14 protein-coding genes and 1 other RNA gene are annotated in these 15848 nt (G+C 50.4%); 5 read left to right on the forward strand and 10 right to left on the reverse strand.

Going from position 1 to position 15848, the window contains the following annotated elements; all coding sequences use genetic code 11:
- Positions 1 to 68 precede the first annotated feature (68 nt).
- A complete protein-coding gene (locus K3G39_RS00210; RefSeq protein ID WP_220624158.1) occupies positions 69 to 1103 on the reverse strand; it encodes an endonuclease/exonuclease/phosphatase family protein in 1035 nt (344 codons plus the stop codon).
- A 78-nt stretch (positions 1104 to 1181) separates the two neighbouring features.
- Between K3G39_RS00210 and gldC the strand changes: the two genes are divergently transcribed.
- Complete coding sequence (gene gldC, locus K3G39_RS00215) at positions 1182 to 1523, forward strand: gliding motility protein GldC (protein WP_220624159.1); 342 nt, start codon at positions 1182 to 1184, stop codon at positions 1521 to 1523.
- A 61-nt stretch (positions 1524 to 1584) separates the two neighbouring features.
- On the opposite strand, the gene K3G39_RS00220 is transcribed toward gldC, so the two are convergent.
- From K3G39_RS00220 to guaA, 6 genes are all read right to left on the reverse strand, one after another.
- Positions 1585 to 2031, reverse strand: a complete 447-nt coding sequence (locus K3G39_RS00220; RefSeq protein WP_220624160.1) for a hypothetical protein — start codon at positions 2029 to 2031, stop codon at positions 1585 to 1587.
- A gap of 213 nt (positions 2032 to 2244) precedes the next feature.
- Positions 2245 to 2781: a dCTP deaminase gene (dcd, locus tag K3G39_RS00225; protein ID WP_220624161.1), complete on the reverse strand. Its 537-nt coding sequence runs from the start codon at positions 2779 to 2781 to the stop codon at positions 2245 to 2247.
- Positions 2782 to 2954: 173 nt separating this feature from the next.
- On the reverse strand, positions 2955 to 4310 hold the full coding sequence (locus K3G39_RS00230; RefSeq protein ID WP_220624162.1) for a transposase: 1356 nt from the start codon (positions 4308 to 4310) through the stop codon (positions 2955 to 2957).
- Between the two features lie 118 nt (positions 4311 to 4428).
- Positions 4429 to 5727, reverse strand: coding sequence for a glutamate-1-semialdehyde 2,1-aminomutase (hemL, locus tag K3G39_RS00235; RefSeq protein ID WP_220624163.1), 1299 nt, complete (start codon positions 5725 to 5727; stop codon positions 4429 to 4431).
- Between the two features lie 75 nt (positions 5728 to 5802).
- Positions 5803 to 7506 (reverse strand): ABC transporter substrate-binding protein, encoded by a 1704-nt coding sequence (locus tag K3G39_RS00240; protein WP_255593664.1) that lies wholly within the window; start codon positions 7504 to 7506, stop codon positions 5803 to 5805.
- Between the two features lie 96 nt (positions 7507 to 7602).
- Entirely contained in the window at positions 7603 to 9132 is a 1530-nt protein-coding gene (gene guaA / locus K3G39_RS00245; protein WP_220624164.1) for a glutamine-hydrolyzing GMP synthase, read from the reverse strand.
- A 732-nt stretch (positions 9133 to 9864) separates the two neighbouring features.
- Between guaA and ffs the strand changes: the two genes are divergently transcribed.
- The 4 genes from ffs to K3G39_RS00265 all read left to right on the forward strand — a co-directional run bounded on the left by ffs (position 9865) and on the right by K3G39_RS00265 (position 11868).
- An RNA gene (gene ffs, locus K3G39_RS00250) (signal recognition particle sRNA small type) lies at positions 9865 to 9962 on the forward strand.
- A 200-nt stretch (positions 9963 to 10162) separates the two neighbouring features.
- Entirely contained in the window at positions 10163 to 10819 is a 657-nt protein-coding gene (gene fsa, locus K3G39_RS00255) for a fructose-6-phosphate aldolase (RefSeq protein WP_220624165.1), read from the forward strand.
- Positions 10820 to 10944: 125 nt separating this feature from the next.
- Positions 10945 to 11148, forward strand: a complete 204-nt coding sequence (locus K3G39_RS00260) for a hypothetical protein (protein ID WP_007654512.1) — start codon at positions 10945 to 10947, stop codon at positions 11146 to 11148.
- Positions 11149 to 11154: 6 nt separating this feature from the next.
- Positions 11155 to 11868, forward strand: a complete 714-nt coding sequence (locus K3G39_RS00265) for a cell division ATP-binding protein FtsE (RefSeq protein WP_220624166.1) — start codon at positions 11155 to 11157, stop codon at positions 11866 to 11868.
- Positions 11869 to 11976: 108 nt separating this feature from the next.
- Here the strand turns inward: K3G39_RS00265 and K3G39_RS00270 are convergent, their stop codons facing one another.
- Genes K3G39_RS00270 through pseI form a run of 3 tightly spaced genes read right to left on the reverse strand, consistent with a single transcriptional unit; the run spans position 11977 to position 15844 of the window.
- The gene (locus K3G39_RS00270; RefSeq protein WP_220624167.1) at positions 11977 to 13452 is read right to left on the reverse strand and encodes a lipopolysaccharide biosynthesis protein; all 1476 of its coding nucleotides are present in this window, start codon (positions 13450 to 13452) and stop codon (positions 11977 to 11979) included.
- Positions 13453 to 13483: 31 nt separating this feature from the next.
- Positions 13484 to 14797, reverse strand: a complete 1314-nt coding sequence (locus K3G39_RS00275) for a hypothetical protein (protein WP_255593667.1) — start codon at positions 14795 to 14797, stop codon at positions 13484 to 13486.
- Positions 14798 to 14800: 3 nt separating this feature from the next.
- Entirely contained in the window at positions 14801 to 15844 is a 1044-nt protein-coding gene (gene pseI, locus K3G39_RS00280) for a pseudaminic acid synthase (protein WP_220624168.1), read from the reverse strand.
- Positions 15845 to 15848 lie beyond the last annotated feature (4 nt).

Below are 15848 nucleotides of genomic sequence, written 5' to 3' on the forward strand. Positions count from 1 at the left end.
TCTCCTAATGCAGAAAGGCGGACCGTTATGGTTCGCCTTTCCTGTTTTATAGGGCAGCTTACTGGCGCCTACCGCTGCAGTTTGATGTATACCGGGAAGTGATCGCTAAACCCGCCCAAGTATAAGGTATGTGACCAGGTCTGGCGAGGCGTATCCTTATACCTGCCGAACGTGAATTTGGCAAACTCAGGATCATGGATCTGGGCGGAACCATGTACATAATGCAAGCCTGCCTGGGTGTTTACCATCGACTTGGAAACCATGATCTGGTCGCGCATCTTGTTGTCGTTACGGGTGTGGTAACTGCCGTTTCCCTGCACAAACCACAGGTAGAACGTATTAAACAACTCATCCTGGAAAGCAGGATTAGGACGACCAGAAGCCTTCAACACCTTCTCCACACTCACGGAGTTCGGTTCGTCTGCAAAGTCGCCCAGCACGATGATTCTGGCATTCTTGTCTGTTTTCAACTGAGCATCCAGCTGACGTCGGAGTTCAGCTGCAGCATCACGCCTGTGGGCAGCGCCCAGAGCACTACTTCCTCGGTCTTCAGGCCAGTGGTTCACATAGACTGTAACCGGCTCACCGGCCAGCGTACCCTTCACCCGCAGAATGCCACGCGACGCGAATCCCTTTTCTGAGAACGTAATGGGCAGAATAGTGTGCGTCGTCGGCTTAAATTCCTTTGGGTTGTAGAGCATCGCCACGTCGAGTCCCTCTGGGTCTGGTGAGTCGTAGTGGATGATGCCGAAGCGGCGTTTGCGAAGTGGCGAAGAATTCACAAGATCATCCAGTACCTGCCGGTTCTCCACCTCACAAAGTCCGATGATATCAGGTCCGTTCTTACCTCCAATGGTCTGAATCACTTCTGCAATATGGCGTATTTTGGTCTTATACCTGTTCTGGTCCCATTGCATAACCCCGTCCGGTGTGAAGCCGTCATCATCTGTTTTGGGATCATTCTGGGTATCGTAGAGCTTCTCAGTATTATAAAAAGCGACGGTATAGAGTTTCGGTTTTTTAATAGATGAGGTTAAGCTGGCGCACCCCGAGAGGATGGTCAGGCTAAAAAGAATGAAGAAGGTTTTTATTCCGTAGCGCATCGCGTAACTTTGTACTTGGTTTTAGTATTCAAGCATAGTACGAGATATATATAGCCCAAAGTTTAAAAAGAAAAGAAAATGAAGAAGTCTGAGATATACTTTAGCATAGCACTAGACGAGCAGCGTATACCAGAAGCCATTAGCTGGAGAGCCACTGACGCAGGTGAAAAGATCCATTTTGCCAAGGCCATCAACATTTCCCTGTGGGATCGCGACGAAGCAGGTACGATGAAAATTGATCTTTGGACCAAGGATATGCCGATCGACGAAATGAAGTATTTCTATATCGATACCATTGGCGCCATGGCACAGAGCATCGCCACTGCCACCAGCGACAAAGTAATGGCCGATAAAATGCGCGCCCTGTGCGAGGACCTGATGAGCCACGTAGAAGAAGAACGCAAAAAGGAAAATAACTAGACTGTAAACAATGAAAGCCACCTATAGAGGTGGCTTTTATGCTTTTAAAGTTTATTTCGGATTAATTTACGTTAGAGGCAACTGCGTTTTTATTAGCATCCTGGTTTGTAGCCAGGTTCTGAGAACCCTGCTCGTTCAGGCTTGTTACAAACTCACGGTCAGCTTTCGAGTACATTTTGCGGTCACCGAAGTAGTCGTTGTACTGCACTGTGCTCAGAATATCCTCGAACTGCAGGTCACGAGCCGCCAGCACTTCCTTGCACTTCTCTGCAATCAACTGCTCGTTGCCCGCATGCTGCTGCTCAATTTCGGTGATCTGGGCAGCTACATCCAGGTTGATCTCTCTAACTTTATTTGACTGGTAGTTGTTCAGACGCAATTCACGGATCATTTGCTCAGAAAGGTGGTTAGCACGCTTCTCAGCCACAACTGTTAAGTTGTTACCTGTAGCAAATGCGCCGAATACAGTTCCGAATACCATCAATGTCATTACCAGTAGCTTTTTCATAATTTTAGTGTTTTTGGTGTTTTCAATGCTTTTAGATTCTATTCTGAGGCATCGTAGTTTTAAAACGTGGGTCACTTGTAAATGATTCCGGCATCATAAATTTTTTTTGAATGCCCTCTCAGTGTCGAATACGGGTAATATTGTGCAGAAATAATGCCAAAAAAGGCCAAACAAGTTAATATTTGGCCTTTTTTTAAAGTTTTATGTGATACACTACCATTCGTTCCGCCACATCATCGACTCGACGGGTTTGGTTGTGCGATTGTTGTATTTAGCGTTTACTTTACTGTTGTAGTAGTTCTCGATACCACCTTTCACTTCGAAATAAATCAGCTGGCCTATCGGCATACCATGGTATACGCGTACCTGCTGGGTTACCGAAATTTCCAGTGTCCAGGTATTGCAGAAACCTACATCGCCTTTCCCAGCGGTTGCATGGATATCGATACCCAAACGACCTACGCTAGACTTGCCTTCCAGGAATGGAACGTGCGCGTGTGTTTCGGTATACTCCAGCGTTACACCCAGGTATAGCGTATTGGGCTGCAGCACAAATCCCTCCTCCGGAATCTCAAACACATCGATCTGGTTATGGTGGCGGGCGTCCAGCACTTCGTCGCGGTAAGTGGCCAGGTAGCGGCCCAGGTGTACGTCGTAGGAATTGGTGCCAAGGCCAGAGCGTTTGAATGGCTCAATCAGAATAGTGCCTTTCTCGATCTCTGCTAAAATCTGCTTATCTGTAAGAATCATGGGGGTGCAAAGTTATGACCGTAAAAGTAAGCAAAATGGTTGATTGTTGAATTGCTGAGTTGTTAAATTGTTGAATTGCTAAATGGTCAGGCAGGATGACGACCAAGTTGCTATCAAAAGCTTCTCCTTTTTCAGTAATATCAGGCTATACCTGACTTGAATAGAAACATGAATCATCCCGGAGTTTGAATCAGGGATAAGTAGAGCAGATTCCATAAGTTGGCCAGTGCCAGGCGGATGCGGTAAAGCGGTGTGGGAGTTTTCCTGCACCGCTTTCCTGTTCTATGGCAGCCCTGCCGGAGCAGGTTGGAGACCGCCTGGCGCAGCTCCTTTTCCAGCAGCGAGAGCAGGAAGGCATACACCAGCGTGACGATCTGCAGCAGCTTCATTCTATTGTCCCAGAACCAGAGGCGGCAGCTCTCCATGCCCATCTCTGCCTTGTTGAAGCGGAAGGCCTGCTCGACCTGCCAGCGGCGGGCGTAGGCAAAGACCAACCGCCAGGCGTCCCGGTCCGTGTGCACCTCTTCATTGGTGAGCAAATACCAGGGCGGGCGGCCCTTTCGGCCCGGCCGGCAGATGATCAAAGTGAGCGGGCAGTCGGGGTAGTCGGGGTGCAGGCAGCGCTGCCAGAGGAGGCTGCGGCGGTAGGTGAGCTGGCGCACCATGTCGCGCACTACCTTGGAGGAGGTGGCTTTTTTGCCCACCGAAAAGCGGTAGCCATTTTTCAGCAGTCCCTTCACGTCCAGAAGCTTGTAGCGGGAAGGCCAGCGTAAAAGAAAGCGGTCTCCTCGGGCCAAGAGCAGCCCCAGCCACCTAGAGGAGGCGTAGCCGCGGTCAAAGACGTGCAGCACGGCCCTGCCGAAGGCCTGGCGGGCCCACAACAGCAGCCAGAGCCTGACTTGCTCCAGGGAAGTGGCGTTTATCCCCCGGCTGGTCCACCACGTGAAGCGGGCCAGGCGGGGCTGAGCCCACAGGCCGCAGCACAAAAGCCCCACCCAGCGGAAACCCGGCACATGCACCGGCTGACGGGTAGGGGGATCATAATAACCGGGCTTTACGCGCAGCTGCCGCCTGGCCTTCATGCTGCGCACAGCACACAGGCCCTGGCTTTTGATGCTTTCGGTTTTCTCCTGCACGCTCTCGTCCCAGAGCAAGAGGGGCAGCTCCCGCTCCTGCTCCAGGAGCCTATCCACATACGTTTGGGCTTCACCCGTCAGGTAATCGGTGATGGCTTCGGCCGACCATTTTTTGCTCCTCAACAGGTTGGAGAGGCGCTTGGTGCCAGCCGGCGCCTTGTGGGGGGAGAGCAGCACCCCGCCCAGCTCGCTCAAAAGCAGGCCCGAGGAGCGGCTGCGGTGGCGCACCAGTGCCTGGCACAGGGCCTGGAAGGTCAAAACAAGGCGGTGGTCCAGCAGCCGGTCGAGCTGCACCAGGAAGGGAGCGAGGAAATCCTCCAGGCGGTGGGAGAAAAAACGGGCCTGGGAGAGAACCTCAGCCTGGAAAGATGCGTTTTTAGAAGTAGTAAACATAAAAACCTCCTGTTTTTAAATGGTCATACAACCACAAAACAGGAGGTTTTCCTTTTTCATCCCATTCCTAAACTCCGGGATGATTCATGTCTTCTTTTGTCTTATTATAAGGTATAGCTTATTGCTGTAAAGCTTCCTGTAGTGCCTCGCGGTTTACTTTGATATATTCTTCTACCAATTCGTCTGTTATCGCTGTAGACACAAAGAGTGACTCGTACTGTGAAGGTGCCAGGTATACGCCGTGCTGCAGCATGCCGTTGAAGTAACGACCAAACATGGCTGTATCGGAGGTTTTGGCGCTTTCGAAATCTGTAACAGGCTGCTCTGTAAAGAAAATACTGAACATAGAGCCCACGTGGTTGATCGCGAAATTCTTGCCAAGTTCCTGCATGTTCTGCTTCATGCCGTTTACCATTTTATTTGTAGTCTGCTCCAGGTTCGTGTATACCTCCGGATGAGCCTGCAGGTACTGCAGCATGGCCATACCTGCTGACATCGCAATAGGGTTACCCGAGAGCGTACCTGCCTGGTATACGGGGCCGGCAGGTGCTACAAAGTTCATGATCTCTTTCTTGCCGCCATAAGCGCCCACTGGCATACCGCCCCCGATGATCTTACCGAGTGTGGTCATATCCGGCGTAACACCAAACAGCTGCTGCGCGCCACCCGGTGCCAGACGGAAACCTGTCATTACTTCGTCAAATATCAGCACGATGCCTTCTTTGGTACAGAGGTCACGCAGACCTTGCAGGAAACCCGGCGCTGGCAGCACCAGGCCCATGTTACCGGCTACCGGCTCCAGGATGATGGCCGCTACCTGATCTTTGTTGGCTTCCACTAAGGCCTTAACTGCCTCCAGATCGTTGAAGGGAGCGGTAAGCGTATCGGCGGCAACGCCCTGCGTTACACCCGGGCTGTCCGGAACGCCAAGGGTAATGGCGCCGCTACCGGCAGCGATCAGGAAAGAATCGCCGTGGCCGTGGTAGCAGCCCTCGAACTTGATCATTTTGTTGCGACCGGTATAGCCTCTGGCCACACGCACCGCCGACATAGTAGCCTCTGTACCAGAGTTTACCATGCGCACCTTCTCAATCGACGGTACCATGTCCACGATCAACTCCGCAATCTCGATTTCTTTGCGTGTAGGGGCCCCAAAAGAAAGCGATTGAGGTATAGCCTGCTGCACCGCTTCCTGTACTATCTCAGCGGCATGACCCAGGATCATCGGTCCCCAGGAGTTGATAAATTCCATGTAACGGTTGCCGTCCTCGTCGTACATGTAAGGCCCTTTGGCCGAAACCATAAAACGCGGATTGCCACCTACGGCCCTGAAGGCACGAACAGGAGAGTTTACCCCGCCCGGTATGGAGTGCTGTGCCCGCTGGAAAAGTTCTTCGCTGATTAGTGCTATTTTCATAATGCTGAGTTCTTTGATAGTTAAAAGCAATAGTGTGATCAGGCGGCTATACCTTGAATTGTGCTGCCGAGATACTTAAAAAACCGGATTTACGACAGTCAGTTGCAGGTTCTCCAGCTTGGTGATCGGGATGTATTGGTTATCGCGGCGCACTTCGTTGAGAGCTGCACGATTGGTATACCCTATACCCTGATAGAAAATACCCGGTTTGATTCCTTCTGACCCTAAAGCCAGGTTGAAGCGAGTACCGTATTTTTGAAGTAATGTTCCGAAGTAATACATCATCTCAAAGCCAGCGTAAGCATACGGAGAGGGCGGCATGTTATACCTGGCAGCGTACCTTTTGCGAAAGTTACGCACCGCCGGACTCATCTGGTCAATGTATTTCGGGTTCACAAAATAGATTTCCAGGTCATCCAACTGGCGCAGTGTCAATTGCCCAATACCCAGCCAGTTTTCAAAAGTAACCAGCGGGAGGGTGGCAGCTCTTGACTGTAGGGTGCTAATCGTATTGGCAGCGGCTGTCATCTGATCGGAGAAGACAGCCAGATGGCCTATACCTTCCAATTGCAAGTCTTTAAAAACAGCGGCGGTGGCAGCGCTCTGGGCTGAACTTATTTTTTTATAGGTTACTATTTTCCCTCCCAGCTTCAGGAATTGCTCACGGTAGTGCTGGCTAAAAGCGATGTCATCTTTGTTGTCTTCGTGCAGGATAACGGCTGTTTTAGGCTCAAATGTATTGTAAGCGTAGGTGGCAGCCTGTTGCGCCTGCGTTGCTACAGAAGACTCAAACAAGAAAATGTTCGGATTCTCACCAGCTACTTCGAGATCCTGCGAAAGCGGATTGACCACGTTCACATTGTTCTGTGATGCAAAACGGGCAGTAATTTTGGCGGATGATCTGTAGACAGGACCAATAACCAGATCCATACCCTTCAGCTCTGAAGTTTCCAGAAGGCGCTTTACGGCAGTTGTGTCTGTACCTGCATCGTAGGCATAGAGGTTAATGTTAATACCCTGGCGCTTGAGCGAATCCTGGGCCATCTTCATACCGGCATAGAGGTCGGTGGCAAACTGGTTTTTGCGTGCTGCCTGTCCCAGGTCCTGGTCCAGTTGAAATGGCATCAGGGCAGCTACATTATATACCTGCTTGCGCATAGCATTGGCACTCAGGTAGCGGTTACGGTCCAGACGGTGCTTCGATACAATGCTTTCCAAATTGGATTTGTCTTCAGGACGGTACCAGCCCGCTATCAGCTTGTCAGCATAAGACTGGGCTACAGCATTGTCGTCTGGGTAGCGCTGCAGCAACTGCTCAAAAGCGCCGCGGTCGGTGATCCGCATCAGGTAGTGGCGCTTCAGCTTTTCGGCATCGGCTTGCAGCTTTGCAGATCGTATACTGTTCAACTCGGCCAGCGCCTGTTCGTATTCACTTTGCTCAAAAAGTACATTGCCGAGGAGGTAACTCGCTTCGGGCTGGTTGGGCCAGTTTGGATGCTGACCCTGAAGCTGCTGCAACATACGACGGGCTTCCGGCAGTTTATTTGCCTTGAGCGCCGCTAAGGCATAGAGGTAAGCAGCTTCGGGAGCGTATTGATTCTTAGGTCCGGCCTGCGTGACAGGCAAAAGCTCGGCCATGGCCTTGTCGTAACGCTCCTGATCTATCAGTACCTTGCCATTGCTATAGGTTGTGCTATAATCCTGCTGAGCCTGTGCCGGCAGCACAAGCACAGCCAAAAGCAGCACACCCGCTGCATGCTTCAATAAGCTTCCTTTCATGTTCTATTCAGTTTTGAATGAGCGAATGAGTGATTGAGTGAATAATACTGAAAAACCATTCACTCAATCACTCATTCAAAATTCACTCATTAATTACTATTCCCACTCAATGGTTGCCGGTGGTTTTGAGCTGATGTCGTATACCACGCGATTCACACCTTTTACTTTATTGATGATCTCGTTAGAAACATCAGCCAGGAACTCATACGGCAAACGGCTCCAGTCTGCTGTCATCCCGTCTATAGAGGTTACAGCACGAAGCGCTACTACATTCTCGTACGTACGTTCGTCGCCCATAACACCTACTGATTGCACCGGTGTCAGGATAGCACCTGCCTGCCATACCTCGTCATACAAGCCTGACTTTTTCAGGTTGCTGATGAAGATGTGATCTACCTGCTGCAACACGTTTACTTTTTCTGGCGTGATATCGCCCAAGATACGGATTGCAAGGCCCGGACCAGGGAAAGGATGGCGGCCCAGAATGTTGTCGTCGATTTTCAGTGTTTTACCTACCAGTCGTACCTCGTCTTTAAAGAGCGCCTTGAGTGGCTCCACCACTTTCAGTTTCATGAAATCAGGCAGACCGCCTACGTTGTGGTGCGACTTGATGGTAGCCGAAGGACCTTTTACGCTCATGGATTCGATTACGTCCGGGTAGATCGTACCCTGTGCCAGCCACTTCACGTCCTCAATCTTGTGCGCTTCATCATCGAATACCTCAATGAACACGCGGCCAATGGCTTTGCGCTTGCCTTCCGGATCAGAGATGCCGGCCAGTGCCGTGTAAAATCTTTCCTTAGCATCCACGCCTTTCACATTCAGGCCCATGTGCTTGTAAGAGTCAAGTACCGACTCAAATTCGTCTTTACGCAACAAGCCGTTATCTACAAAAATGCAGTACAGATTCTTACCGATCGCCTCGTGAATCAGCATAGCGGCCACACTCGAATCCACACCGCCGGAAAGCCCGAGTACTACTTTGTCATCGCCCAGTTGCTGCTTTAGATCTGCAACGGTTGCTTCCACAAACTGCTCAGACGTCCAGTCCTGCTGGCAATCGCAGATGTGTACTACGAAGTTGCGAAGCAGGGTTTTGCCTTCGTCGGAGTGTGTTACTTCCGGATGAAACTGAATACCGTAGGTTTCCTGGTCACGCAGTTTATAAGCAGCTACGCGCACAGTTTCAGTACTGGCTATTACTTCAAAATTGTCTGGAATTTCTTTGATGGTATCACCATGCGACATCCACACAACCGAACCCGGTGTGAGTTCTTTCATCAGGCGATTGGCTGTGTGAAGCTCAGTTAGTCTGGCACGGCCATACTCGCGGATGGTGGATGGGGTTACTTCGCCCTGGTTCTCGTAAGCGATCAGCTGTGCGCCGTAGCACACGCCCAGCAATGGGAGCTTGCCCATAAACTGGCTCAAATCGATGGTAGGGTGTTCGTGGTCGCGCACCGAGCAGGGGCTACCCGATAGAATAACGCCTTTGACATCTTCCGTTAGTTCCGGAACATTATTGTAAGGATAAATCTCACAATACACATTTAGCTCGCGCACCCGTCTTGCGATCAACTGGGTGTACTGGGAGCCGAAGTCGAGAATCAGTATTTTTTCTGGCATGCGCAAAGGTAAGGTGTATTAGGCTTTTTTGCCAAAAATAGGGGAGATATGTTTTGAGAGGTGTAGTAATGGGGTGGGGCAGGCTGGTACAGGTATAGCGTGTTAGTGCTTTTTAGTATACGGCAAGTCTAGCGGAAGCAGGAATTTGGTTAAGTATGATGCCATTTTATAGCTGGCGTAGCGGTGGCATATTTGGTGTAGCAACTAGTTTTGTTCTATAGCTTCGCCTGTGCGGCGGGCACTCACTTTTTCTCTTGACACAAAAATCGAGAGCCCCTACCCCCACTCGCTGAACGCTCTTGACAGGGTGACCCCTTCACCCCCAACAGTGGAGTGCCCAAAAGTGCACCTGGCTTAGGTGATCTGTTTCATAGTTCAAGGGGCAAGTTACCTTTGCTATACCTGCCAGTGGCGTGTGACAGTTACTGCAGCGCTTCTTATACCTATATAGTAGCGGCTAAGATTCCTCCTTTGAAGGGGGCAGGGGGATGTTAATCATGCACGGGAATCCTGAATACCCTAAGTCAGACAAGCTATACCTGTGTATCCAGCATTAATACGCGCAGTTGTGAAAGATTCAGCGAGATATTCACATTCCCCTCCGCAAGTATAGCAATCATCCTTTTAAAATTAAACTGACTGAGTAGTAGCACGATCGGCTTCCTCCGGTAATCCTGATAGATGATTCTCAAGAATAAATTTGCACTTCAAGATAATCTTCGTACTTTTGTAACGGCAAATCGGCACGGCCAGCTCCCGTCGAACTCCCCCAGGGCCGGAAGGCAGCAAGGGTAGATGGTTGAAGCGGCGCGATGTTGGTTTGCCACTTTTTTTTTGCCCATACTTTTCTGACCGGCTCTCTGCCGGTCTTTTTGTTTTAAGCCCTATTACTTCTGCTATACCCTGCCATACAGTAGGTTAACCTGCTTTAAGGGGCATATACCCTAATTGTCCTGCATCTTTTATACAATGTCTTTTGACTTAGGGCATATTGCGTTAGATTTGTAGGAAAATCTACATCCTCAGCATTATGAAATTCTTTGTTGATACTGCAAACCTGCAGGAAATTCAGGAAGCGCACGACCTCGGTGTGCTCGACGGTGTTACCACCAACCCATCGCTGATGGCCAAAGAAGGCATCTTCGGACACGATAATGTGATGGCACACTACAAGCAGATTTGCGAAATCGTGGATGGCGACATCAGCGCTGAAGTGATCGCAACGGACTTCGACGGCATGGTACGCGAAGGGGAAATCCTGGCCGAACTGCACCCAAACATCGTAGTGAAAGTGCCGATGACGCGTGAAGGCGTAAAGGCGATCCGTCACTTCAGCGAGCGCGGTATCAAAACCAACTGTACACTGGTATTCTCTGCTGGTCAGGCTATTCTGGCTGCTAAGGCAGGTGCTACTTATGTGTCTCCGTTCGTTGGTCGTCTGGACGATGTGTCAACAGATGGTTTGCAGCTGATCGAGCAGATTGTGCACATTTACGGCAACTACGGCTACCAGACGCAAGTACTGGCAGCTTCTGTTCGTCACGTAATGCACCTGGTGCAGTGCGCTGAGTTGGGTGCCGATGTGGTAACCTGCCCGCTTTCTGTGATCACGGGTCTGCTGAACCACCCGCTGACTGATATTGGTTTGCAGAAATTCCTGGCCGACCACGCCAAGGGCAATAAATAATGACGAATGATTAATGATTAATGGAGTATAATGAATAAAGTATAGCACTAAACCATTATGCTTCATTAATCATTATCAATTCTATACCCAGTAATTAGTCATTATTCATTATTCATTCTACCAAGATGTACATCATCAAAGTAAAGGGCAAGGCCAAAATTCCCGACTATATTCAGCTGCGCGACGACAATTTCGTGCTGATTGCTTATTTCAGGGCAGACCGTCCACTCAAGAACCTGGACCGCTACGGTCTGGAGGGGAAAGAGGAGGCTTTGGCAGCACTGATTGAGTCCCTTGAGTTTGGTAAACTGCAGCAACTAGACATTTAATTTTTTATGAGCTTTTCTTCCTCTACCCCTGTGGTGTCGCTGCGCGACGTGGCTATTTATCAGGACGTGAACACCGTGTTGAGCAGTGTCAATTTTGACATTGACAAAGGCGAGTTTGTATACCTGGTGGGACGGACTGGTAGCGGGAAAAGCTCATTGCTCAAAACTTTATATGGTGATTTGCCGCTTCAGACGGGCGTAGGAAACATTGCCGATTTCAAACTGAGTAAGCTCCCACGTAAACAAGTGCCTTTTCTTCGCCGCAAGATCGGCATTGTATTTCAGGACTTCCAGTTGTTATTTGACCGCACGGTGGCTGAGAACCTGGCCTTTGTGCTGAAAGCTACTGGCTGGAAAGACAAATCGAAGCGCAAGCAGCGCATCACAGAAGTGTTGATGCGAGTAGGGCTGGATGCCGCTGCCAATAAACTGCCGCACCAATTATCCGGCGGTGAGCAGCAACGCATTGTAGTGGCCCGCGCCCTTCTCAACGAACCGGTTATTCTGCTGGCTGACGAACCAACCGGTAACCTCGACCCAATCGTGGCAGACGGCATCATGCAGCTTTTCAACGAGATCAATAACAGTGGCACGGCCGTCCTGATGGCGACGCATAACTACGAGATCATCAACCGCTACCCGCACCGCGTACTCAAGTGCGAAAACGGAAAAGTACTCGATTCAAAGGTGGAAACCTTCAACCTGACCACAGGTTACTAAATCTGATTTTTCTGATTTTATAGTAGTGAAGCTTTTATAGAAGGCCTCCCGGATAGGTATACCCTTTCCTATAACTTATCATGGTTTTCAGTCAATGAGAACTATGTCTTAAGAAAGTCTGCGCCACTGTGCGAGCATCCACTGGTTCATGTCTGGGTATACCCGCAGGCTAAGCATCAGTCCCATGTAAATGGTTGTAATCAGCAGGGAGCGAACCAGTATGTCCAGGTATAGGTTGCCAAGGAATGGCACCAGGTATGAGGCTCCAAGCGCTACGGCTGCAATGGCTGTGACGCCCAATGAATTCCAGGCAAAAGGCTGCATTTTGTAGAGCCACTGCACAAAGAACAGGCGCAATAGGTTAATCGTCACATAGGAGATCATCGAAGCCAAGGCCGCTCCGTTTATCCCATACCGCGGAATGAAAACATAATTAGTCCAGATCGTAAGGCCAGCTAGTACCACATTAAAAAGCAGATCCCAACGATATTTCTCAGAAGTAGCCAGGATAATGCCGTTTATACCTGTTGCCAGGTCGATTATACGAGCCATGGACAGGAAGAGCACCACGTACTTACCCGCCCGGTAAGTCTCCGGCATAAAAGAAAAGAGATTGTCAATATTAGCCCAGATGCCGATGAAGAGCAGCAAACCAACGATCAAATTGATCAGCGTGATCTGCTTATAAAGTCGCTCCATCCCTGCCATATCCTTGTCTTTCCAATACTCTGCCACCTGCGGAAAAGCGATCTTGAAAATAGACCTGGCTGGCACCATGATGGCGCTGGTGATAAAGAAAGCCGTTGTATAAATACCGTTGTCGCCCAGACTGTAAGAGCTGATCATGATCTGGTCAACGGTTGTGATAATCGTGATGGAAATGTTGCCTAAAAAGGTGAAAAAACCATAATAGAGCATTTCCCGCAGGGGAACGATGCTGAGCGCTGCCAGACGCGGACGCAGAAACAGTTGCTTCAGCCAGACTGCATACACTACCAGTGAGAGTGTGATCACTGCATTGATGACAATGTAGAGCAATACAAATTGCCTGAACTCAATCCAACCAAATGCATAGAGTCCAATGAGCAGCGTAGTGAGGATGCGCAGCAGAAAATCCTGGGCAAAAGACGAGATAATGGTCTTGAACAGCGAGCGCAGGTAGGCTGTGAGCAGGTTAAAGAGCAGCGTGAAAAAGGCCAGCGGGATCACAAAATAATAGTAATCGAGCAGGAGAGGGGAATTCTCGATGTAGTAGTCGATCACGACCGGCTTGAACAGCAGGAACAGCCCTGAAATGGTGCCGAAGCCCAGCACTGGTATAGCCAGCATCAGAAACAGGAAACCATGGTGCTCTTTGCTTTTGTCCCTGAAATAAGGGAAGTAGCGCACACTCATGTTCACAAAACCGAGCGCCGAGAACTGCGCAAACATCACCGAGATCTGGATCAGCAGGCGTGTCAGACCTACTTCTTCCTCCTCCAGATAGTTTGGGAAAAGCAGAATGGTGTTCACATAGCCGATGGCGATGCCGGCATATGAGATCACGGTGTTCCAAATTCCCTCGCGCTGGAGATGTTTGCTCATGTTTCTTATTCAGGCCACAAAGGTAGACGATTCAGGCAGAGTTGCCAGTATGAAAGTGATAGCTCCTGTCCTCAGCCAGCATATTATTGATTAGCGCACTTGCCTTTTCTCCGCTTCTCCCGTCATAAGAAGTTCCCACCGTTGCATTGTAGTACCTGGCCCGCAGGTAAACGTCTGGCTTTTGCTGTACACCTTGCTCCAGCATGGGTTTGAGTGCTGCGTAAGAAATCACCTCTTCCACAAGTTCGTTTGCAACATAGCCGTAGTAGTCGTGCAGTTCCTCTTTGGGGTTGAAGTTGAAGTAAACGGACCAAACATTCAGCAGCACGGCCTCCAGGTGTATACCTGAATTACCGCTGATCAGCATATCCAGCTCCCGCAGATATTCAAAAACTGACTGCTGCCTTGCGTTGGAAAGGCTGATGTTTGGATTGATGCCGGTGGCGAAGGTATAGCTGCGTTTGTCGCGGGGGTGGGGGCGTAGCAGGATGCGGAGCTGCGGAAAATCACGGCTGATGTGGCGAACCAATTGCTCTACTTCCTCCACCCGGTCCATCAGGTTGCAGGCTATACCTAGTGTTTGCACCTGCTGGTTCTTGTTACGGTGCTGTATAAACTTGTCGACCTTTGGCATGCCTATGAATTCGACCCGCCGATGCACCGGCCCACATTGCCGGTACTTGTCCAGCGAGTCCTGCCCCTCCAGTAGATTTAAGTCAAAAGCTAGCGGCGGGAATAAATTGCTCACACTCGAGTGCTGCACATAAACGGTAGGTATACCCAATTCTTTTGCTGCTAGGAGCATAGCCCGTGCATCAGCATTATGATCATTGGCAAACACAATAGCATGAGGACGGTACTTCTTCAGCTTTTGCAGGTATACCTCATAGAAACCAACGGCATCGTAGAGCAGGTCCACGAAGCGTATAGTGCTGCGTTTTCGGTGCGAGAGAAACTGAAAGAAAAGCGGCAGAAATTTGTAGTAGTGCAGCAGCTTTCTACGCAGTGAGAGCCGCGCCACTTGCTGGTTATACCTGCCAATGGCTTTACTTTGCCCTGCTACCATCACGGCTTCAGGTATAGCCTCTTCTAAAAAGTGAAGACTGTCGTAGTTATTCTGACTCACCACATAGAGCCAAATCTTGCCCTGCAGTCGCTCCGGCTGCTCCACTGACTTGAACAGGTTGCCAAAGAGCCGCACCAGAGTATAGCCGGCCATGCGCAGGAGTCGCTTCAAAGGATTAGCGGGGGAGGCTGCATTTTTGGCGCTTTCCGGGAGGTTATAGAAACCTTCGGAAAAGTGCAGGTATAGAATGTTGCTGTACAGGGTATACCAGTCTTTCATGTGTTATACCATGTCCCAGCTAAGCGGCGTACCTGCTTTGATATCTTGTGCTGCGTTTTTACCCAACAATTCTTCGTAGTGCTTCGGCGGCAGCCCCAGGCCCGGTCTGATCACGCGGATATTCTCTTTGGTTAATGTTTCACCTGCCTGAATGTTTTTAGAAGCATAAACAGAGCGTTTAAAAAGACGGCTCTTCTCCTCGGCTCGCTGCACGCCGTACTGCACCTGCCCCAGCGCCAGCCAGGCCCTTTCCGACTCCACCACCAGCGACTGCAGTTCGGCTGGCTCCAGCGAGAAGGCCGAGTCCACGCCGCCATCGGCGCGGCTGAGCGTGAAGTGCTTTTCGATGATTGTAGCACCTAAGGCTACAGCAGCTACCGAAGCGCCCACACCCATGGTATGGTCTGAGAGGCCGACCTGCAAGTCATATAATGCACTCAGGTGCGGAATAGTGCGCAGGTTGGTATTTTCCGGCGTGGCCGGGTAGGTGGAGGTGCATTTGAGCAGGATCAACTCGAGGCAGCCTTCTTCCCGCAGCACCTGCACAGCTTCGGCCACTTCCTGCACCGTGGCGGCACCGGTACTCATGATCACGGGCTTGCCCGTAGCTGCCACTTTGCGCAGCAGCGGGTGATCGGTGTTCTCAAACGAGGCGATCTTGTAGGCAGGTGCATCCAGACTCTCCAGAAAATCCACTGCAGACTCGTCGAAAGGAGAGGAGAAAGCGATGATGCCGCGTTCCCGCGCCCGTTCAAAAATAGGCTGGTGCCACTCCCAGGGGGTATAAGCTTCCTTGTAGAGGTCATACAGCTCACGGCCTTTCCACAAGGAACCCTCATCTTCGATGGTGAGGGCACCCGGCAGAGTCATGGTATCGGCGGTATAGGTCTGGAGTTTGATGGCGTCTGCCCCAGCGTCAGCGGCGGCGTCTACAATGGCCAGTGCCCGCTCCAGTGACTGGTTGTGGTTACCCGACATCTCCGCGATGATAAAGGGCTTATGGCTTGGGCCAATCGGACGACCGGCAATACTAATATCGTTGATCATGGTT

Origin of the sequence: Pontibacter sp. HSC-14F20, assembly GCF_019599265.1 — a bacterium.
Lineage (GTDB): Bacteria > Bacteroidota > Bacteroidia > Cytophagales > Hymenobacteraceae > Pontibacter.